This is a genomic window from Actinacidiphila yeochonensis CN732 (genome assembly GCF_000745345.1).
GTDB lineage: Bacteria > Actinomycetota > Actinomycetes > Streptomycetales > Streptomycetaceae > Actinacidiphila > Actinacidiphila yeochonensis.
Genome location: NZ_JQNR01000005.1, coordinates 1,151,899 through 1,172,230, shown reverse-complemented (window position 1 = coordinate 1,172,230; position 20,332 = coordinate 1,151,899). Strand labels below are relative to the sequence as shown.

At 75.4% G+C, this 20,332-nt stretch carries 13 protein-coding genes and 3 pseudogenes; 4 read left to right on the top strand and 12 right to left on the bottom strand.

The window, feature by feature from the left end; all coding sequences use genetic code 11:
* Positions 1-176: 176 nt before the first annotated feature.
* From BS72_RS16835 to pdhA, 3 genes are read right to left on the bottom strand one after another with little or no spacing between them, the layout of a single operon-like run.
* On the bottom strand, positions 177-1,640 hold the full coding sequence (locus BS72_RS16835) for a dihydrolipoamide acetyltransferase family protein (protein ID WP_037916277.1): 1,464 nt from the start codon (positions 1,638-1,640) through the stop codon (positions 177-179).
* A gap of 19 nt (positions 1,641-1,659) precedes the next feature.
* The gene (locus BS72_RS16830) at positions 1,660-2,646 is read right to left on the bottom strand and encodes an alpha-ketoacid dehydrogenase subunit beta (RefSeq protein ID WP_037911511.1); all 987 of its coding nucleotides are present in this window, start codon (positions 2,644-2,646) and stop codon (positions 1,660-1,662) included.
* Position 2,647: 1 nt separating this feature from the next.
* Positions 2,648-3,841, bottom strand: a complete 1,194-nt coding sequence (pdhA, locus tag BS72_RS16825) for a pyruvate dehydrogenase (acetyl-transferring) E1 component subunit alpha (RefSeq protein WP_037911508.1) — start codon at positions 3,839-3,841, stop codon at positions 2,648-2,650.
* A gap of 652 nt (positions 3,842-4,493) precedes the next feature.
* Here pdhA and BS72_RS16820 point away from each other — a divergent pair.
* Positions 4,494-5,510 (top strand): phosphotransferase enzyme family protein, encoded by a 1,017-nt coding sequence (locus BS72_RS16820; RefSeq protein ID WP_232792436.1) that lies wholly within the window; start codon positions 4,494-4,496, stop codon positions 5,508-5,510.
* Positions 5,511-5,640: 130 nt separating this feature from the next.
* On the opposite strand, the gene BS72_RS16815 is transcribed toward BS72_RS16820, so the two are convergent.
* The gene (locus BS72_RS16815; protein ID WP_063836092.1) at positions 5,641-7,290 is read right to left on the bottom strand and encodes a protein kinase domain-containing protein; all 1,650 of its coding nucleotides are present in this window, start codon (positions 7,288-7,290) and stop codon (positions 5,641-5,643) included.
* 434 nt (positions 7,291-7,724) lie between these two features.
* Here BS72_RS16815 and BS72_RS16810 point away from each other — a divergent pair.
* Positions 7,725-9,411 (top strand): annotated as a pseudogene (locus tag BS72_RS16810) (protein kinase domain-containing protein).
* A gap of 147 nt (positions 9,412-9,558) precedes the next feature.
* Here BS72_RS16810 and BS72_RS16805 read toward each other — a convergent pair.
* Entirely contained in the window at positions 9,559-9,927 is a 369-nt protein-coding gene (locus BS72_RS16805; RefSeq protein WP_037911505.1) for a MerR family transcriptional regulator, read from the bottom strand.
* 143 nt (positions 9,928-10,070) lie between these two features.
* On the opposite strand from BS72_RS16805, the gene BS72_RS16800 reads away from it, so the two are divergent.
* Positions 10,071-10,406 carry an EthD domain-containing protein gene (locus BS72_RS16800; protein WP_037911503.1) on the top strand — a complete coding sequence of 112 codons (336 nt, stop codon included), beginning with the start codon at positions 10,071-10,073 and terminating at the stop codon, positions 10,404-10,406.
* A 299-nt stretch (positions 10,407-10,705) separates the two neighbouring features.
* Here the strand turns inward: BS72_RS16800 and BS72_RS16795 are convergent, their stop codons facing one another.
* From BS72_RS16795 to BS72_RS16790, 3 genes are all read right to left on the bottom strand, one after another.
* On the bottom strand, positions 10,706-11,269 hold the full coding sequence (locus BS72_RS16795; RefSeq protein ID WP_078901426.1) for a bacterial proteasome activator family protein: 564 nt from the start codon (positions 11,267-11,269) through the stop codon (positions 10,706-10,708).
* A gap of 177 nt (positions 11,270-11,446) precedes the next feature.
* On the bottom strand, positions 11,447-11,623 hold the full coding sequence (locus BS72_RS36565) for a hypothetical protein (RefSeq protein WP_157856260.1): 177 nt from the start codon (positions 11,621-11,623) through the stop codon (positions 11,447-11,449).
* Between the two features lie 1,260 nt (positions 11,624-12,883).
* The gene (locus BS72_RS16790; RefSeq protein ID WP_037911498.1) at positions 12,884-13,840 is read right to left on the bottom strand and encodes an NAD(P)H-quinone oxidoreductase; all 957 of its coding nucleotides are present in this window, start codon (positions 13,838-13,840) and stop codon (positions 12,884-12,886) included.
* A gap of 315 nt (positions 13,841-14,155) precedes the next feature.
* Here BS72_RS16790 and BS72_RS16785 point away from each other — a divergent pair, with 315 nt between their 5' ends.
* On the top strand, positions 14,156-15,769 hold the full coding sequence (locus BS72_RS16785) for an MFS transporter (RefSeq protein WP_198545909.1): 1,614 nt from the start codon (positions 14,156-14,158) through the stop codon (positions 15,767-15,769).
* A gap of 57 nt (positions 15,770-15,826) precedes the next feature.
* On the opposite strand, the gene BS72_RS16780 is transcribed toward BS72_RS16785, so the two are convergent.
* The 4 genes and pseudogenes from BS72_RS16780 to mobA all read right to left on the bottom strand — a co-directional run.
* Positions 15,827-16,834: a potassium channel family protein gene (locus BS72_RS16780; RefSeq protein ID WP_051951183.1), complete on the bottom strand. Its 1,008-nt coding sequence runs from the start codon at positions 16,832-16,834 to the stop codon at positions 15,827-15,829.
* Between the two features lie 131 nt (positions 16,835-16,965).
* Positions 16,966-18,468, bottom strand: a complete 1,503-nt coding sequence (locus tag BS72_RS16775; RefSeq protein WP_051951182.1) for a molybdopterin molybdotransferase MoeA — start codon at positions 18,466-18,468, stop codon at positions 16,966-16,968.
* Between the two features lie 499 nt (positions 18,469-18,967).
* Positions 18,968-19,261 (bottom strand): annotated as a pseudogene (locus BS72_RS16770) (DUF6457 domain-containing protein); the annotation flags it as partial.
* A 202-nt stretch (positions 19,262-19,463) separates the two neighbouring features.
* Positions 19,464-20,159, bottom strand: a pseudogene (mobA, locus tag BS72_RS16765) (molybdenum cofactor guanylyltransferase); the annotation flags it as partial.
* Positions 20,160-20,332 lie beyond the last annotated feature (173 nt).

Genomic DNA, 20,332 nt, shown 5'->3' with positions numbered 1-20,332 from the left:
GTGACCGGGCCGACCGACGTGCCGGGACAGCCGGCACGTCGGTCAGCCGGTCGGCACGTCGGTCAGCCGGCCCGGTCGGTCAGCCGGCCCGGTCGGTCAGCCGACTCAGTTGGTCAGCCGACTCGGTTGGTCAGCCGGCCGGACCCGGTGGAGGGTCCGGCCGCGCGCTCAGGCCGTCAGGCCCAGGTGAGGAGCCGCTTGGGCTGCTCCAGGATCGCCGCGACGTCGCCGAGCACCTTGGAGCCGAGCTCGCCGTCGACCAGCCGGTGGTCGAAGGAGAGCGCCAGCGTCGTCACCTGTCGCGGCTTCACCTTGCCCTTGTGCACCCAGGGCTGGAGCTTGACCGCGCCGAAGGCGAGGATCGCGGACTCCCCCCGGTTGAGGATGGGCGTGCCGGTGTCGATGCCGAAGACGCCGACGTTGGTGATCGTGACGGTACCGCCCTGCATCGCGTTCGGCGCCGTACGGCCCTCCCGCGCGGTGCCGACGAGCTCGCCGAGGGCCGCCGCCAGCTCCGGCAGCGTCTTGTCCTGCGCGTCCTTGATGTTGGGCACGATCAGGCCGCGCGGGGTGGCCGCCGCGATCCCGAGGTTCACGTAGGACTTGTGGACGATCTCCTGGTTGGCCTCGTCCCAGGCCGCGTTGATCTCCGGGTTGCGCCGGATCGCCACCAGCAGCGCCTTGGCCACCAGCAGCAGCGGGCTCACCTTGACCCCGGCGAACGCCGGGTCGGCCCGCAGCTCCTGGACCAGCTTCATGGTGCGGGTGATGTCGAACGTCACGAACTCGGTGACGTGCGGCGCGGTGAAGGCGCTGGCCACCATGGCCTGCGCGGTCGCCTTGCGGACGCCCTTGACCGGCACCCGCACCTCCCGCTCCCGTCCCTGCGGGGCCGGCTCCAGGACGGGCGGCAGCTGGGCCGGGGGGGCCGCGGCCGCGCGGATGTCCTCGCGGGTCACGACGCCGTTCGGCCCGGTGGGCGCCACCGTGGCCAGGTCGATGCCCAGTTCCTTGGCCAGCTTGCGCACCGGCGGCTTGGCCAGCGGCCTGCTGTAGACCATCGGGCTCGCCCCGTCCCGGCCGTCCTCGGGGGCGGCCGGCTGGGCCGGCGCCTGCGGGGCAGCGGGCTCGACCGGGGCCTGGACCGGAGGCACCTCGGTCGCCGGCTGGACCGGGGCGGCCGGCGCCGGCACCTGCGGCTTGCGCGGCCGCCGGGTCGTCGTGGACGGCGCCACCCCGTAACCGACCAGCACCGCCGTCCGCGCGGCGGGCTTCTCCTCCGCCGGTGCCGCCTCGACGGCGGGAACGGCGGGAACGGCGTCCGGAACCACCGCGGGACCGGCGGCGGCCGGCGCGGCCGCGCCACCCGCCTGCTCCCCCGCGTCGACCACGATGATGGGCGTCCCCACGTCCACCGTGGTGCCCTCCGCGAAGCGGATCTCGCGCACCACCCCGTCGAACGGGATCGGCAGCTCGACCGCCGCCTTGGCGGTCTCCACCTCGCACACGACCTGCCCGTCGGCGACGGTGTCACCGACGCCGACGAACCACTTGAGGATCTCCGCCTCGGTCAGGCCCTCGCCGACGTCCGGCATCCTGAACTCACGGAAGCGCTGCGCCTGCTCCGAACTCACGGCCATGATCGTCACAACCCTCTCCTCAGAACGCCAGCGCGCGGTCGACGGCGTCGAGTACGCGGTCCAGGCCGGGCAGGAACTCCTCCTCAAGGCGGGCCGGGGGGTAGGGGGCGTGGAAGCCGCCCACCCTCAGCACCGGTGCCTCCAGGTGGTAGAAGCAGCGCTCGGTGATCCGCGCGGCGATCTCCGCGCCGGAGCCGTAGAAGACGGGCGCCTCGTGGACGACCACCAGCCTCCGGGTGCGCTCCACCGACTCCTGGACGGTGTCGAAGTCGATCGGCGACATGGAGCGCAGGTCGACCACCTCCAGGCTGCGGCCCTCGTTCTCCGCCGCGGCCGCCGCCTCCAGGCAGACCTTGACCATCGGCCCGTACGCGGCCAGCGTCAGGTCGGTGCCCGGACGCGCCACGACCGCCTTGTGCAGGGCGGTCGGCACCGCCGAGACGTCCACCAGGCCCTTGTCCCAGTAGCGCCGCTTGGGCTCCAGGAAGATGACCGGGTCGTCGCACTCGATGGCCTGCTGGAGCATCCAGTACGCGTCCGAGGGGTTCGACGGCCCGACCACCTTCAGCCCCGGCACGTGCGCGAACAGCGCCTCGGGCGACTCGCTGTGGTGCTCCACCGCGCCGATGCCGCCGCCGTAGGGGATGCGCACCACGACGGGCAGCTTGATCTTGCCCAGCGCCCGGGCGTGCATCTTCGCCATCTGCGTGACGATCTGGTCGTAGGCGGGGAAGACGAAGCCGTCGAACTGGATCTCCACCACCGGACGGTAGCCGCGCAGCGCCAGGCCGATCGCGGTGCCCACGATCCCGGACTCGGCGAGCGGGGTGTCGATGACGCGGTTCTCGCCGAAGTCCTTCTGGAGCCCGTCGGTGATCCGGAAGACGCCGCCGAGCCGGCCGACGTCCTCGCCCATCATCAGGACCTTGGGGTCGTTCTCCAGCGCCGTGCGCAGCGACTCGTTGAGGGCCTTGGCGATGGTCATCTGGGTTGCCGTCTGCGACATGTCAGCGCACCTTCCCGGCGTCGGCGGCGGAGTTGTCGGCGCTGTCGCCGCTGTCGGCGAAGGAGTCCCGGTAGGCGGCGTACTGGGCGCGCTCCTCGTCGACGAGCGGGTGGCCGTCGGCGTAGGCGTGCTCGAAGATCGCCATCGGCTCCGGGTCGGGCATCCCCCGCACCCCGTCGCGCACCCGCTTGGCCAGCGCGTCCGCCTCCGCCTCGACGCCGGCGTAGTAGCCCTCGTCGGCCAGGCCCTGCTTGTCGAGGTAGCTGCGCAGCCGGGCGATCGGGTCCTTCGCGGCCCACTCCTCGCGCTCCTCGTCGGAGCGGTAGCGGGTCGGGTCGTCGGTGGTGGTGTGGGCGCCCATCCGGTAGGTGAACGCCTCCACCAGCATCGGGCCCTGCCCGCTGCGGGCGTGCTCCAGCGCCGCCCGGGTCACCGCGAGCACCGCGAGCACGTCGTTGCCGTCGACCCGCACGCCGGGGAAGCCGAAGCCGGCCGCGCGCTGGTAGATCGGCACCCGGGACTGCTTCTCCGTCGGCTCGGAGATCGCCCACTGGTTGTTCTGGCAGAAGAAGACCACCGGCGCGTTGTAGACCGACGCGAAGGTGAAGGACTCCGCCACGTCGCCCTGGCTGGAGGCGCCGTCGCCGAAGTAGGCGATCACCGCCGAGTCCGCGCCGTCCATCGCCAGGCCCATCGCGTAGCCCGTGGCGTGCAGGGTCTGCGCGCCGATCACGATGGTGTAGAGGTGGAAGTTGTTCTCGTTCGGGTCCCAGCCGCCGTTGTTGACCCCGCGGAACATGCCCAGCAGGTTCAGCGGGTCCACGTCGCGGGTCCAGGCCACACCGTGCTCACGGTAGGTCGGGAAGATGTAGTCGTCCGAACGGGTGGCCCGGCCGGAGCCGATCTGGGCCGCCTCCTGGCCCAGCAGCGAGGCCCACAGGCCCAGCTCGCCCTGGCGTTGCAGGGTGATCGCCTCGGCGTCGAAGCGCCGGGTCAGCACCATGTCGCGGTACAGGCCGCGCAGCTCGTCCGGTGTCAGGTCGATGGAGTACTCGGCGTGCTCGACCCGCTCGCCCTCCGGGGTCAGCAGCTGCACGAGCCCGGGCTGGCCGCCACGGCGCTTCGCGCCGCCACGGGCGGTACTCCCGCTGCCCTTGGCAGGGGTCCTCCCAGCGGCAGTGCTCTTCACGCTCACGTTCGCTCCTCCGTCTGTCCGGCCCCCGGGATCCGCCGGGAGTCCAGTGCGGCTCACCTGCCCGACGTGTCGCACGGGGTGTGTGCGGCATGGCCGGGCCAGGCGTCAAAAGTGCCTCGGCCGATGGCCTGCGACTAGACGTTACCCATAACCCCGGGCGTGCGCGTAGGCGGAGGGCAACTTTCTGACCTGCGGTTTTGTTGGATTTCCTAGTAGTTCCGCTGTTCCCGCAGGCCACCGCCGGGACACTCGCACCGTATCCCCATTCGGAACCACGCGTAAGGAGGTGAACGCCCCCGCCGGACGGCTCTCCCGGCGCGCGGACCTGCGGGGGGCGGACGGGGAGCAGAGGGGGAGCGGAGGGGGGCGGACGGGGAGCGGAGGGTGAGCGGACGGTGGGCGGACGGGGAGCGGACGGGGGCGCGTCCGGAATCGGCGCGGCCCGCGCCGGGTCCTCAGCGGCACCGCGCCCGCGCACCGCGGCGGACTCCGCTGCCGCGGCCGTGGTGCCGCGGCCCTGGCGCCGCGGCCGTGGTGGCGCGCCGCTCGGTGCGCGGGCGTGCGCCCGGCTCACGAAGCCCCATTACCAGAAGCGGAGGGGGGTGCGCCACTCCGCGGGGGCGGGTGCCGTTGATGATCTACGCTGAGCCGCGTGACGGGCACGGCACCGCGGCCGCCGGCGCTGACCGCCCTCCTGCGCCGCTACGACATCGGAACCCCGCTGACCTGCGAACCCGTACCACGCGGGCTGCTGAACCGGGGTTGGCGGATCACCACTCCCAGGGGCTGCTACTTCCTCAAGCACTACGTGGCCGCGGACACCGCCGACCCCCGGGTGATCGTCCGGCAGCACCGCGCCACCCGGCGGCTGGCCCGGCTCGGCCTGCCGGCGGCCGCGCCACTGCCGGACCGCTCGGGCGAGACGGTCACCGTGGCCGACGGCTGGGGCTACGCGCTCTTCCCGTGGATCGAGGGCCGGCACCGCGAGGGCACCGAGCTGTCGGAGGGGCAGTCCCGGCGGCTGGGCACCCTCCTGGGGCTGGTCCACACCGGACTGGCCCGCATCCAGCCGGTGCCGCCGGCCGGGCGGCACCCCAGCGCCGACCCCGAACGCACCCACGCCCAGATCGACCAGCTGCTCGGCCTGGCCCGTCGGCACCGCCCGCACGACTCCTTCGACGCGCTGGCCGTGTACCGGCTGCTGGAACGGCGCGCGCTGCTGCGGCGGCACGCCCACCGCCGCCCGCCGGCCGCGGAGGGGGGTGTCAGCGGCTGGGTGCACGGCGACTTCCACCCGCTCAACCTCTTCTACCGGGGCGACGAACCGACCGCGATCGTCGACTGGGACCGGCTGAGCGTGCGGCCGCGCGCCGAGGAGGCGGTACGGGCCGCGGTGATCTTCTTCCTGCACCCGGTGGACGGCCGGCTCGAACTGCCCAAGGTCCGCGCTTACGCGCGCGCCTACCGGCGGGCGGCCGGGGTGGCGGCCGGAGAGGTCGCGGCGGCCGTCCACCGGGTCTGGTGGGAGCGGCTGAACGACTTCTGGATGCTGCACTGGCGCTACCAGTGCAGCGACAAGCGCCCCGACCCGCTCTTTCCCGCCTCCGCGGCGCTCGCGGTGTGGTGGACCCGCGAGTACGCGATGGTGCGCGACGCGTTCACGGACTGAGCCGAGCGAGCGAGCGACCGAGCGAGCGACCGACCGAAGGGCCGGGCCGCCGCACGCCTGCCCAGGCCCGGCTGGCGAAGGGCACCGCCGGGTCCGCTCGCGCGGTCCGACGGTGCCGGCACCGCCTGGCTCAGTTGCCGCCCCCGGGGGCGCTGGTCCCGCTGTCGCCGGCCCCCGCGGTGTCCGAGCCGCCGGAGCTGCCACCGGTGCCGCCCTGGCCCGCCGAATCCCCGCCGGACGGGTCGGGCGCCGAGGTCGTGGGAGGGGCCTTCTGGGTGGGCGTGGTGGGCGCGACCGTCGGCGTGGTGTGCGTCGGCCTGGGCGCCATGGTGGTCGTCTCGGTGCTGCTCGGGGTCGTCGACGCGGTCTCGCTGGGCGCCGTGGTCGGGGCGTCGCTCTGGTCGTACGTGGGCGGCGCGCTGAACTGGCCGGTGTCCGGCGGCTGGTCGGTGGGCTGGTCGGACGGCTGCTGGTCCGGGCCCTGGGTGACGGACGGCGCGGTCGTGCTGCTCGCCGGGGTGGCCCCGCCGCCACCGCCCTGGGTCGCGAAGTAGACGCCGAGGGCGATGGCCACCACCGCCGCGGCCACGAAGAGCAGCGGCCGCAGCCACCGCCCGCCGCCACCGCCGCCGCCCGAGGACTGCGCGCCCCCGTAGCCGTAGCCGGTCTCGCCGCCGGTGCCGCTCCCCGCGGCCAGCGGCACGGGGGCGGTCCCGGTGGTCCCGTCGCCGCCGTACCCGGTGCCGTATCCGCCACCGGAGCCGTACCCGGTGTTGGAGCCGTACCCGGCGCTCTGGACCGGCCGGGTGGGGGCGGTGGGCGTCACGGCGGTCACCGCGCCGGTGTTCCACATGCCGCCGGTCCAGCCGCCGCGCTGGGTGAGCGCCTGGTGGGCGTAGCCGACCACCCCGCCCATCTCCTCGGCGTTCTGGAAGCGGTCGTCGGGCTGCTTCGCGAGCGAGCGCAGCACCAGGCCGTCCAGCTCCGGCGGCACCCGGTCGCTCATCCGCGACGGCGGCACCGGCTCGTCCTGGACGTGCTGGTAGACCACGGACAGCGGGGACTCGCCGACGAACGGCGGCCGGAGCGTGAGCAGTTCGTACAGCAGGCAGCCGGTGGCGTAGAGGTCGCTGCGGTGGTCGACGGTCTTGCCGAGGGCCTGCTCGGGGGAGAGGTACTGCGGGGTGCCCATCACCATGCCGGTCTGCGTCATGGTGGTCGACGCGCCGTGCAGAGCCCGGGCGATGCCGAAGTCCATCACCTTCACCGCGCCCGTTGTGGTGATGATCACATTCGCGGGCTTGATGTCGCGGTGCACGATGCCGTGTTGGTGGCTGTAGGCCAGGGCCTCCAGGACGCCGGAGACGATCAGCAGCGCCTGGTCGGCCGGCGGCGGCGTCGCCCCGGTCAGCAGCTCCTTGATCGTCCGCCCCTCGACCAGCTCCATCACCATGTAGGGGACGGGGCCGCTCGCGGTCTGGTCCTCGCCGGAGTCGTAGACGGCCACGACGGCGTGGTGGTTGAGCCCCGCCACCGACTGGGCCTCGCGGGCGAACCGGGCCTTGGCCACCGCGTCCTCGGCCAGGTCGCTGCGGAGCAGCTTGACGGCCACGCTGCGGCCGAGCCGTACGTCCTCGGCGGCGAACACCTCGGCCATGCCACCGCGGCCGAGCCTGCCGGTCAGCCGGTAGCGGCCGTCACCGACCATGGACCCGACACCGAAGGGCGCGGGTGTCCCCACCGGGCCGGTGGGGGCGCTGGTCTCGTTCGGGTCGGCCATCAGTCCTCGCCGTCGTCCGTCCGTGTCTTGGGGATCATCGAGCCGTGTCGTGGGGATCATCGAGTCGTCAGGGGCCGGGTGCCCGGGGCTCCCGGGCCGGGACGGCACCCCCGCGGGTCTGGCGGCCCGCCTCAGGTCTCCTGCCCGACGCCACGCCTCCGATGCGCCACCGTACCGCTTTTCCCCACGCCGAAGAGCGGTGATCCACAGCCCGGACCCCCCGGCACCCCCTCCGCGCCTCCCGGCCGCCCCGCCGTACCCGCCCGTCCGGCGCCTCGCACCCGCACGTCACCGCCGTGTGTGCGTGCACGATGCGCGTCAGGTGAAGGGACGGTCGACGAACTTGACGCGCCAAGGCGATGAGCCAGACTTGGCGGGCGAACTCGGGGGTCATGTGTGCCCCCCCGGAGGACCTTCAGGGGGTAGCGGTTCCGATGAGTGGGGACGCCGCACAGAGCGGGTACACGGGGCGCTCGGTCGGTGGCGGTCGCTACCTGCTGCGCGGCCTGCTCGGTGAGGGCGGCATGGCCTCGGTCCACCTGGCGCACGACACGGTGCTGGACCGCCCCGTCGCCGTCAAGACCCTGCACACCGACCTGGGCGCCGAGCAGTCCTTCCGCGAGCGCTTCCGCCGCGAGGCGCAGTCCGTGGCCAAGCTCAACCACCCCAACATCGTCTCGGTCTTCGACTCCGGCGAGGACCACCTCGACGGCCGCCCGGTGCCGTACATCGTCATGGAGTACGTCGAGGGGCGGCCGCTGGGCGACGTCCTGGCCGCGGACATCACCCGGTACGGGGCCATGCCCGCCGACCGGGCGCTGGAGATCACCGGGGACGTGCTGGCCGCGCTCGCGGCCAGCCACGAGACGGGCCTGGTGCACCGCGACATCAAGCCCGGCAACGTGATGGTCACCCGCCGCGGTGTGGTGAAGGTGATGGACTTCGGCATCGCCCGCGCCATGCAGTCCGGCGTCACCTCCATGACGCAGACCGGCGTGGTGGTCGGCACCCCGCAGTACCTCTCCCCCGAACAGGCCCTGGGCCGCGGCCTGGACGAGCGCTCCGACCTGTACTCCGTCGGCTGCCTGCTCTTCGAACTGCTCACCGGACGGACGCCGTTCGACGCGGACTCGGCGCTGGGGATGGCCTACCAGCACGTGCGGGAGGCGCCGCCGGCGCCCTCGGCGGTCAACCGGGCGCTCGGCCCGGCCGTCGACGCGCTGGTCGGCCGCGCGCTGCGCAAGAACCCCGCCGAGCGGTTCCCGACGGCCGACGCCATGCACGACGAGGTCGACCGGCTGCTCGCCGCGACCCGGAGCGGCGCCGCGCCCATGGCCGCCGGCGACGTGCCCGTGACCAGCCAGGGCGAGGGGGCCGCCGCGGCCGTCCCGCCGGCCGCGACCCCGCCCCCGCCCCGCCGCCGCTCCCGACGCCGTACGCGCCGACACCGCCGCAGCAGGGCTTCGGCCCGACGACGCCACCGCCGTCCGCCTACGGCTACCCGGTGCCGCACACCCCGCCGCACGCTCCCGCGTACCCGGTGCCGCACACCCCCGTTCCGCCGCAGGCACCGTGGCCGTCGGGGCCGGAGGGGCCGGGGGCGGCCGCTCGTCCACTCCCCTGATCCTGGCCGCGGTGGCCGCGGTGGCGGTGGTCGCGCTGATCGCGATGCTGGTGGTGGCGAAGAGCGGCGACGGCGGCCCTGTCGCGGACCCGGCGAACTCCCCGCCGCCGTCCGCCTCGCCCACCTCGTCCGCCTCGTCGGCGCCATCCCGGCGGCCCGCCTCGGCACCGGCCCGGCCGACGGCCACCGGCACCGTCGTGCCGGGCGACCAGACGCGCACCATCGAGACGCGGGAGTGCACCGATGCCCACAACGACCTGATCAACCCGGGCAGGCCCGACATCATGACGATGCCGAACTTCCGGACGATCTACGTGGACTCCGTGGTGGCCTGCATGAAGGCCGCGGGCTGGAGGTACACGATCAAGCCCATGGACGAGCAGCTGTGGGGCAAGGGCGCGGTGACGGCGCAGTCCCCCGCGGACGAGGACGACTACGACCCGAGGACCAACGGGCCGGTCACGATCTGGGTCTCGACCGGCAGGAGCGCCGGCTGAGCCTCCTCGGCCCGCCGGCACGGCCAACCACCGTGCGTGGCCCGATCCGACGGGCATGGACGGCTCACCGCCGGGACGGACACCCGAACGCGGACCCGGTCGGGCCGACGGCCTGGTGCCCTCCCGGCACCAGTGCCGCTCCCGGCGCTAGCCGTCCGCCAGGTTCGCCAGAAAGGTGCGGTTGTCGTTGATCAGGTGATCAAGCGCTTCTCTGGCGGCGACCAGGCCGTCAATGGTGGATGAAAGGCGGGTTCGCTCCTCGTTCATGGCGGTCATGGCCTGTGTGGCTCTGTTCATGTCGGGCTCCGTCATGCAGGGGACCAGCCGCACGATGGTCCTGCTGGACATGCCGGCCGCCAGAAACACCTGAATCAGCGCCACCCGTCGGACGTGCTCGTCGTCGTAGCACCGCTGGCCGCTGGGAGATCTCGTACTGGCCAGCAGTCCCTGCTGCTCGTAGTAGCGCAGCGATCGACGGCTCGCTCCCGTGCGGGCGGACAACTCACCTATCCGCATCCCAACCCCTCGTGTGCACCGGGCCTTGACGACTTGCCCTTGACATCAATGTCAGCGTTTAGGTTAACCCCATGGCCAGCGGCCCACCGGCCGGGCTCCGGCCGCCGGCCTCTCACGTCCGCGAGCACGAAAGAGAGAAGTCCGTGATCAAGTTCATTTACATGATCAACCGCGTGGACGGGATGACCTTCGAGGAATTCGTCGACCATCACCGGAACCACCACGCCCCGCTGTTCACCTCCATTCCGGAAGCACGGCAGTACGTGAAGAAGTACACCGTCTCCCACCCGGTGCCCGCCGAGGGGTATCCGAGCCCCGCGTACGACGGCGTCACCGAGATCTGGTTCGAGAACTGGGCGGACCACAACACCTTCTTCGCGTCCAAGAACTACAAGGAGCTGGTGAACCCGGACGAGAGCACGTTCATCGACATGAATACGGTGGCGGTGGTGGTCGCTGAGGAAACGGTCGTGGTCTAGGGCCGCGACCGGCACGGTTCGCCCGGTGGCGAGATGTCCTGGTGCGGTCGGCCGCAAGGCGCCGAACCGGCCTCGTAGTGGGCCTGCTCGGCCGGTACGGCAACGCGGCGGAGGGCCGTGCAAGGGCGGCGAGCGGGGCACACCCTGCCGGGAGCGGCACCAGCCCTTTGGGCCGCGCGTCGGTTCCCGGCCCGAGCCGTCGCCCGGGAGGACCCGTCATACGGGAAAGGGCCGGGCCGGCCGCGTGCTGTACGCGGCCGGCCCGGCCCTCGCGTCTCCGCCGTCGGCGGCCGCCGGTCCTACAGGTAGGGGCCGCCGGAACGCCCCTGGTGGCCCTGGACGTCGTCCTCGTGCGGGATCGCCCCGGGCGGCAGCGCGCGGCGCATCTGCTCCAACTGCGCCCGGGCGGCCATCTGCTGGGCGAACAGCGCGGTCTGGATGCCGTGGAAGAGCCCTTCGAGCCAGCCCACCAGCTGGGCCTGGGCGATCCGCAGCTCGGCCTCGCTCGGCACCTTGTCCTCGGTGAAGGGCAGCGAGAGCCGCTCCAGCTCCTCCACGAGTTCAGGCGCGAGACCGGCCTCCAGCTCCTTGACCGAGCTGGCGTGGATCTCCTTCAGCCGGACCCGGCTCGCCTCGTCGAGAGGAGCCGCGCGGACCTCCTCCAGGAGCTGCTTGATCATGCTCCCGATGCGCATGACCTTCGCGGGCTGCTCGACCATCTCCGTGACCGGGACCTCGCGGGGCTCGTCGCCCTCCGCGCCCTCGCCCGGCGCGCTGCCGAACGCGAGACCGTCCGCTCCGACGACCAGGACCTGCGGCTTCTGCGAGTTCTCCGGCGAGCGTTCGTTCATGGGCATCTCCATTTCCCCATTGTCGCGCACCCGTCCGACGCGGCCCGATCGGGAGCCCGGTCGGGAGCCCGGGTCGGAACGGTCCGGGGGGCAGTCCGCGGGCAGTCCGGGGACCAGTACGGGGACGGTGGGCGGGGACGGTTCGGGGGCGGTACGGGGGGCGGTACGGAAACGGTCCGCTCCATGGGCTCATCCCCGGCGCAGCCGCAGTCCCAGGAAGCCCAGTCCCAGTCCGACCAGCAGCATGCCCGCACCCAGCGGCAGCACCCGCCGTATCTGGTGGCCGCTGGCCGAGGGGGGCGGCGGGCCGCCACCCTGCCCGGTCGCCTCCGTCGGCTGCGGGACCGCGCCGACCGGTGCGGGCACCTGTCCTGCGACGGCTCCGCTGTCGAGGCCGTTCCCGGCCGCCTGCCCGGTCCCGGGAACGGGCGGGAACGGGCGCGTGTCCCGGTGCGGGCGCGGCCGGAGCGGGTTCCGGGAGCCCTGCTCCGCGGGGCGGACGGGCGCACGGCCGGAGTGGAGCGGGCCGGTCGTGGGGGACGGCGCCGGGCGGCCCGGCAGGGCGGCCGAGGGCGGCGGCTTCGCGGACGCGGGCGGCGCCTTCCCGTTCCCGCCGGCTGTGGGGAGCGGCTTCGCGGACGCCGGGGGCGGCTTCGCGTTCCCGGGTGTGGGCGGGTGTGCGCCGCCAGGCTGGGCCGGCTGGACGGGCCGACCGGAGTGGCCGGGCGCGGTGGACGGCGTACCCGGCCCTGGCGCCGCCCCCGTGGCGGGGCGGGTGGGGCCGGGCGGGGGCCACCGGACGGGCCGGCGCGGTGGTCGGCCGCGGGCCGGCGGGCAGGCCCGGCAGCCCGGGCACCTGGGTCGGGCCCGGCCTGGACGGCGCCGACGGCACGGCGGCGCCCGGCGGCAGGCCGGGGGCGGGCGGTACGCCGGGGCCCTGCGGACGGGCCGGGGAGGGCGCGGCCCCGCCCGGCGGAGGCTGCGGGCGGCCCGGAGCGGGGGCGGACGGCCGGGGGCCGCTCCCGGAGCGGCTTGCGGCACGACGTCAGGGATGTGGGGCGCGCCGTGGGGGGCTTGCGGTGCGACATAAGGGGCTTGGGGTGCCGCCTGGGGTGCCCTGCCGGCCGGGGCGGCCGGGCCGTTCCCGGGCGCGGCTCCGGCGGCCCGAGGCCGGGCGTCCGCCCGGCCGCCGGCAGGGGTCCCCCGGAACGCGGAGTGCTGCGGGGCGGCGCCCCCGGGACCGGGACCGACCGCCGCGAGCAGCGCCGCCGCGGCCACCGCCGTCCCGGCCGCCGCCCGCCGCAGTCGCGCCCGCCTGCCCGCCTCCCGACACCGCACGCCCAGCGCCTCCCTCGCGACAACCGTGTGTACGTCAAGCGTCACACGGAGCACGAGGGGCGGCATCCCGGCGGCCCGGGCGGCCCCTTTGGCCTGCCACGGGGCTGCGACGAGGCCGGCGGGGACGTTCAGGCAGGCGGTTCAGGCAGAGGGAGTCGGGCAGGGACAGTGCGGGCAGGGACACATGCGGGCAAGGACGTCAGGCAGGACGGCCGGGCAGGACGTTCAGGTGTGGGTGCTCCGGGAAGGCGCGGCCTTCGCGCGAGGCGCGGCCTTCCGGCGAGGCGTTCAGGCCTGGAGCAGGACCTTGCCGATGTGGTCGCTGGACTCCAGGACGCGGTGCGCCTGTGCCGCCTCCGCCAGCGGCAGCACGCGGTCGACGATCGGCCGCACCGTACCCGCCGCGATCAGCGGCCACACGTGCTCCCGGACGGCGCCGATGACGGCGGCCTTCTCCGCCAGCGGACGGCTGCGCAGCGAGGTCGCCGCCACGGCGGCGCGCTTGGCCATCAGCTTGCCGAGGTCGAGTTCGGCGCGGGCGCCGCCCTGCATGCCGATGACCACCAGCCGGCCGTTGACCGCGAGGGCGTCGAGGTTCCGCGCCAGGTACTTCGCGCCCATGATGTCGAGCACCACGTCCGCGGTGACCTCCGCGACGAAGTCCTGCTCGCGGTAGTCGATGAGCACGTCGGCGCCCAGTTCCGCGCAGAAGGCCAGCTTCCGCGCGCTGCCCGCGGTGACCGCCACCCGCGCCCCGACCGCCTTGCCGAGCTGCACCGCCATCGTCCCGATGCCGCTGGACCCGCCGTGCACCAGCAGCGTCTCGCCCGGCCGCAGATGGGCCACCATGAAGACGTTGGACCAGACCGTGGCCGTCACCTCCGGCAGCGCGGCCGCCTCGACCAGTCCGACGCCCTCGGGCACCGGCAGCAGCTGGCCGGCGGGCACCGCGACGCGCTGGGCGTAGCCGCCGCCCGCGAGCAGCGCGCACACCTCGTCGCCGACCGCCCACCCGGTGACCCCCGGGCCGACCTCGGCGATCCGCCCGGAGCACTCCAGCCCCGGGTAGGGGGACGCGCCCGGCGGGGGCGGGTAGAAGCCCTGGCGCTGGAGGATGTCGGCGCGGTTGACGGCGGTCGCGGCGACCTCGACGACGACCTCGCCGTCGCCCGCCACCGGATCGGCTACTTCCGCCCAGGTCAGCGCCTCCGGGCCACCGGGCTCAGGAATGGTGATCGCGTACATGCTTCGCGAGGCTACTCCGGCGCCCGCTCCTCCCGCGGCCCGACAGGGCCGTCCCGCCGGTCACCACCGTCCCGCCGGTCACCACCGTCCCGCCGGCGCCGGGTCGGTGTCGTGGCGGACGTGCCGGGCCATGTACGAGGGCGATCGACGGCGCCGCGCTCGTCACCTCCGCCGCGCCGGTGACGACACCCTCCCTTGGGGCAGTGGCACGCGGCCGGTCCGGCAGTGCGGGCGCTGTCCTGTTGCACCCCGTGCAAAGGTCCCTTGACCAGGAGGATCTTGTGATCAGCTCTCACCTGCTTGCAGGGTGTACACATGACCGAGCCCGACACGACGAGCCCAGCTGCCGCAGCGGCCCTGACGACCCCGTCCGCACCCGTGACCGCGCCGTCGGTACCGTCGAGCCCGTCCGCACCGTCGGTACCGTCGGTACCCGCCCCGCCTGCCGGACCGTCCGCGCCGTCCGCGCCGTCCGATGACCACGCGCCAGGGATCAGCCCGCGGCAGCGCGCCGTCGCCCTGCTGGTCTCGGGCTGCTTCTTCATGGAGAACCTCGACGGCACCATCGTCTCCACCGCCGCCCCGAAGATAGGTGCCTCGCTGGGCGTCTCGGCGACGGCGATCGGTCTGGTCGTCACGGCCTACCTGCTCACCCTCGGCGTGCTCATACCGCTCAGCGGCTGGCTCACCGCGCGGCTGGGCGCCCGGACCGTCTTCCTCTCCGCCATCGTCCTGTTCACCGCGGCGTCGGCGGCCTGCGCCTGCGCCCACGACCTGGGCACCCTGGTGGCGCTGCGGGTGGTGCAGGGCGCGGGCGGGGCGATGATGGTGCCGGTCGGCCGGCTGACGGCGATGGCCGGGATCGCCAAGCCGGACATCCCCCGGATCGTCTCCTACATGGTGTGGCCCGCGCTGCTGGCGCCGGTGGCGGCGCCGCTGCTGGGCGGGGTGATCAGCACCTACGCCGACTGGCAGTGGATGTTCCTGGTCAACGTGCCGCTGGGCGCGGTCGCGTTCGGGTTCGCCTGGCGGCTGGTCCACGGCGGCCCGACGGCCGGGGCGGGCACGCTGGACTGGCCGGGGGTGCTGTGGACGTCCGCCGGGCTGGGCACCCTGACCTACACCGGGCACCTGCTCTCCGACCAGGACGCCGCGTGGGGGCCGGCGGCCGGCTTCGCGGCGGTGTCGGCGGTGCTGCTCGTGCTCGCCGTACGGCACCTGCGGCGCACCCGCCGCCCGCTGGTGGACCTGGGGACGCTGGAGGTGCGCACCTTCCGCTCCTCGGTGTGGGGCGGGACGTCGTTCTGGCTCGCGGTGGCCGCCGTCCCGTTCCTGCTGCCGCTGCTCTTCCAGGAGGTCTTCGGGTGGAGCGCCGTGCGCTCGGGGTCGCTGGTGCTCTTCGTCTTCGTCGGCAACATCGGCATCAAGCCCGCCACGGGGTGGCTCTTCGGCCGCTTCGGGTACCGCTCGCTGCTGGCCGTCTCCGGTGTCGCGCTGGCCGGGACGATGGCGGCGTGCGCGTTCCTGACGGCCGGCACCCCGCTGTGGCTGATCGCCGTCATCGCGGTGGCCAGCGGCGCGGCCCGGTCGCTCGGCCTCACCGGCTACTCCACACTGGCCTTCGCCGACGTGCCGGCCGACCGGATGCGCGACGCCAACACGCTCAACGCCACCGTCTTCCAGACCGCCGCCGGCCTGAGCGTGGCCGCCGCCGGCGTGGCGCTGCGGCTGGGCGGCCCGCTCACCCACGGCCTGTTCGGCCACACCTCCCTCGCGCTCTCCTACGGCACCGCGTTCCTGCTGCTCGCGCTGGGCGCGCTGGGCGCCGCCGCCGGGGCGCTGCGGCTGCCGGCGGGCGCCGGGGACGCGCTGCGGCGGCGTCCCGTGCCTCCCCGCACCCCGGCCGGTACGGCGAAGGCCGCCGGCTGAGGACGGCCCAGACGGCCCGGGGCGGCCCAGGGCGGCCCAGGGCGGCCCACCGAAAGCTCAGGCCGACCGGACCTCGTGGGGGCCGGAGCGGTGGATCGCGATCACCCGGTCCGTCGCCTCCAACGGCGTGGCCACCGGGTCGTCGTGGTCCAGCAGGCGGTGGCCGCGGACCACCGAGACGACCAGGTCGCGCAGCTCGCGCGGCGCCCGGCCGACCTCCGAGTGGTCCACCGGCCGCTCCACCAGGTCGAAGCCGCTGCCGTAGCTGATGAGGTCGTCCATGACCCGGCCCGCGCTCGGGCTGATCATCGACAGGCCGAGCAGCCGCCCGGCCGCTCCCGAGCTGGTGATCACCGAGGTCGCGCCGGACTGCCGCAGCAGCGGCGCGTTCTCCTCCTCGCGCACCGAGGCGACGATGGGCGCGCCCCGGTTGAGCTGGCGGGCCGTCAGGGTGACCAGCACGGCGGTGTCGTCGCGCTGGGTGGCGACCACGATCTGCCGGGCGCGGGCCACCTCAGCGCGCAGCAGCACCTCCTCGCGGGTGCCGTCGCCGGCCACCCCGGTGTACCCCTCGTCGGTCGCCGCGTGCACGGCCTTCGGGTCGGGGTCCACGACGACGATCCGGCCGCGCCGCACCCCGTGGCCGGTCAGCGTCTTCGCCGCGGCCCGCCCCTTGGTACCGAACCCGACGATCACCACATGGTCGTACAAGCCGTTCCTCCAGCGTCGGAGCCGGAACTGCTCCCTGGTGCGTTCGGCCAGCACCTCCAGGGTGGTGCCGACCAGGATGATGAGGAACACCACCCGCAAGGGGGTGATCAGGAAGACGTTCATCAGCCGGGCGCCCGTGCTGTACGGCGTGATGTCGCCGTATCCGGTGGTGGAGAGCGTCACCGTGGCGTAGTAGAGCGCGTCCACGAAGGACAGGGAGCCGCCCGCCGCGTCGTGGTAGCCGCCGCGGTCGACCCACACCAGCACCACCGTCGCGACGAGGACCAGCACCGCCACCAGCAGCCGCCGGGCCACCTGGCGCAGCGGCCCCCTGGGCGGGTGCGGGAACGCCACCCGGGGGCCCGCCGCGGCCGGACGGTCGTACGGCGGCGGGGTCCCGTCCCGGCGGGCTCGCCGTTCCGCCCGCCTCCACCGGACGCGCGGGGCTTCCCGTTCCGCCCGCCTCCACCGGACGCGCGGGGCTCTCACCGGCCGCCCCAGGCCGGCCCGAGCAGGCCGGTATCGAGGACGGTCACCTCCTCGCCGGCCCGCGCCCCGCCCGGCGGCACCACCGCCATGCCGTCGGCGGCGGCCAGGCCGCGCAGCATGGCCGGCCCGGTGAACCGCAGCGGGTGGGCCGCCGAGTCGTCGTCGAAGACCACCGGCACCAGCCGGGTGTCCACCGGATGGCCCGTCAGCGCCTCGGTCAGCGGGGCGGTGTACGGCGCGGGTGCCGGGAGCCCGGCGAGGGTCCGCAGCAGCGGCGCCACCAGGGTCAGCACGCCCGCCACCGCCGCCAGCGGGTTGCCCGGCAGCCCCGCGAGCAGGGCCCCGGGGGCGCCAGCGGCGGGCGGGAGGGCGGCCAGCAGCATCGGATGGCCCGGCCGGACGGCCACCCCGTCCACCAGCAGCCGCGCGCCCTCCCGCGCCAACACCGCGCGCAGGTGGTCGACCGGACCGGCGGCCGTACCGCCCGTGGTCACCACGACGTGCGCGCCGCGCGCGGCGACCGCCTCGGCGACGGCCGCGCTCAGCGCACCGGCGTCGTCCGGCAGCCGGCGCACCCCGGTGACCTCCGCGCCCAGGGCACGGAGCCACGAGGGGAGCAGCGGACCGAGCGCGTCGCGCACCCGGCCGTCCCGGGGCACCCCTGCGGCCATCAGCTCGTCGCCGACCACCAGCACCTCGACCCGGGGCCGCGCCACCACGGTGAGCTGGTCGTAGCCGGCCGCCGCCGCCAGGCCCAGCACCGCCGGGGTGACGAGGGCGCCGGCCGGCAGCAGTTCGTCGCCGCGGCGGCACTCCTGGCCGCGCGGGCGGGTGTCCTGGCCGGGCGCCGGCGCGAGGCGGTCCGGGCCCATCGCCAGCCGGTCGCCGTCCGTGTGCCGTTCGACGACGCCGTGCTCGCTGCGCACCACGGCCGTCGTACCCGGCGGCAGCGGGGCCCCGGTCGCGATCTCCACCGCGTGCCCGTCGAGCACCGGCCGCGCCGGCTGCCGACCCGCCAGCACCCGGCCGCGCAGCAGCCACGGACCGGGGCCCGCGACCGCCCAGCCGTCCATCGCGGAGGAGTCGAACGACGGCAGGTCCGTCAACGCGGCCAGGCCCCGGGCCAGCGCGGTGCCCAGCGCCTCGTCGCCGAGCGGTACCACGCGCTCGCCCAGCCGTCGGGCGGCGGCGCGGGCCGTCCGCCGGGCCTCGTGCCAGGGCACGGCGCCGTGGCGGGGCGCCGCTCCAGTGCCCCGCGCGTCCCCGGCGGCGGACCGGTCGGCGGGCGCGGGGACGCCGGTGCCGTGGCGGCGGTAGGGGGCTTGGGGATCGGCCGCTCGGGCGCGGCCGGAGGCGGGCACGGCGCACTCGGCGCGCCCGCCGTACTCGGTGTGCCCGCCGTACTCGCTGTACTCGGCGTACCCGGTGTACCCGGCGCGCTCCCGGGCGGGGGCGGGCGCGGCGGACGGGCCGTCAGCGGGTTCGTCCCACAGGCCCACAGACGGGTCGGCGGCCTCCGGAGCGCGGGCCGGCGGCGGGGCGCCGGGGCGGCCGGGCGGGCGGTCGCCCCGGGCCTCCTCGGTGCCGTGGCGCAGGGCGACGGCGAGCGGGTCGTTGGCCGGGGACCGAGGGGGACCGCGGGGACCGCGGGCGCGACAGGACGGCGGCGCTGGTCGGCCAGGGCCAGCGCGTCGTCCAGGCCGCAGTCGTCGGCCTCGCGGTCGGTGGCCCGCGCGCCGGGCGAACCCGCACGGTCCGCACGGTCCGCGTCTTCCACGCGTTCCGGGCCGCGCCGGCGCTGGTCCGCCAGGCCGAGCACGGCGTCCAGGCCCCAGTCGTCCGGCTCGACGGGGAATGCCGAGTCGGCAGGGTCGGCGGGGTCGGCACGGCGGGTGGAGGCGGCAGCGCGGGCGGAGTCGGCGGGCCCACCGCCGACGCCCTGGTGGCCGCGCTGCCCGCCGGGGCCCGGCGCTGCGGGCGGACCGGCGCCGGGGCGGCTCATCCCGCCGGTTCCGCGTCACGGCCGGGCGCGGCACCGGCGCCGGTGGCAGCCTCTCGCTCGGCCCACCCGCGGGCCAGCTCCGCCACCTTCTCCGCCGCCCGGCGCACCGCCTCGGGGTCCCCCGCACGACCGGCCGCGTATCCCACGAGGAACGTCGTCAGCGGGGCCGCCGGCCGCGCCACGCCGTGGGCCGCATCCTTGGCGAGGTCCAGGAGCAGGTCGGTGTCCACGTCCAGCTCGATCCCGAGTTCCCGCTTGGCACTTGCGATCCATTCATCCAGCACCCGTCCATCGTCCCCGATCCGGGCCCCGGCGACACGCAGGCTCACCCCCGTTGTCGCTCACCCGTACGGCGCTTCACCCCCGTGACGGCCCATCAGCGGCACCCCGACCCGGCACCGTGATCCGTGAGACCGCCGTGCCCGCTCGCCTCACCGCTCACCTCGCCGCTCACCCGCTGCCCGGGCCCTCGCCGTCGCCCTCGCAGTCGCCCAGCCGGGATCGGGCGGCGGCGACGTCCTCCCAGGTGTCGCAGTCGAACGCCTCGGCGCCAGGGTCCGGGAGCCGTCCGACCGCCAGCTCCCCCACCAGCAGCCGCAGAGGCAGCCCGGCCAGCCCTCCGTGCTCGCCGCGCAGCAGGGCCAGTTCCCGGCGCAGCGGCTCGACCCGGTAGGCGGCGGCGAGCGGCTGGTCGCGGCCCGCGGCGTCGACGAGCAGGACGCCGTCCCGCCCGTCCGGCCCGTCCGGCCGAACGCCACCGGGCCGGAGCGCGGTGCCGGGCGGCCGGAGCGCGGTACCGGCCAGGGCGGCCACCGTCGAGGACGTCAGGAAGGGGAGGTCGGCGGCCAGCACGACCACCACGCCGGGGCGGACGGCCGTACCGGACCCGGCGCCCAGCCGGTCCAGCTCGGCCAGCCCGGCGGCGAGCGCGGGCAGCGGGCCGCCGCCCGGCGGCTCCTCGCGGGCCCAGCGGACGGGCCGGGCGGTGGGTCGGCGCGGCCCGACCACCACCGTCGCCGCCGCGCCCGCACAGGCCGCGAGCACCCGGTCGAGCAGCGCCCGGCCGCCCACCGCCAGCGCGGGCTTGTCCGCGCCGCCCAGCCGCCGCGCCGCGCCGCCGGCCAGCACCACCACGTCGTACGCCGGTCCCGCGCCCGACGGGTCCGGAACATCGGCGGCCGGGACCACCGCGCTCCCGGCCGCCGACCCGCAGCCGCCGGACCCCGGAGCGCCGCCGGCCCCGGAAGCGCTGCCGGCGTACCCTTCGCCGCCCGGCTCCGAACCGCCACCCGACTCCGGACCACCGCCGGGGTACGGACCACCGCCGGACCCGGAACCGCTGCCGCTCGCCATACCGGGAG

Bases quoted from the DNA above. Each gene is read 5' to 3' on its own strand.
- BS72_RS16805 (WP_037911505.1), bottom strand. From the start codon at position 9,927: ATGCGGATAGGTGAGTTGTCCGCCCGCACGGGAGCGAGCCGTCGATCG.
- BS72_RS16795 (WP_078901426.1), bottom strand. From the start codon at position 11,269: ATGGAGATGCCCATGAACGAACGCTCGCCGGAGAACTCGCAGAAGCCG.
- BS72_RS16835 (WP_037916277.1), bottom strand. From the start codon at position 1,640: ATGGCCGTGAGTTCGGAGCAGGCGCAGCGCTTCCGTGAGTTCAGGATG.
- BS72_RS16785 (WP_198545909.1), top strand. From the start codon at position 14,156: ATGACCGAGCCCGACACGACGAGCCCAGCTGCCGCAGCGGCCCTGACG.
- BS72_RS16815 (WP_063836092.1), bottom strand. From the start codon at position 7,290: ATGGCCGACCCGAACGAGACCAGCGCCCCCACCGGCCCGGTGGGGACA.
- BS72_RS16790 (WP_037911498.1), bottom strand. From the start codon at position 13,840: ATGTACGCGATCACCATTCCTGAGCCCGGTGGCCCGGAGGCGCTGACC.
- BS72_RS16830 (WP_037911511.1), bottom strand. From the start codon at position 2,646: ATGTCGCAGACGGCAACCCAGATGACCATCGCCAAGGCCCTCAACGAG.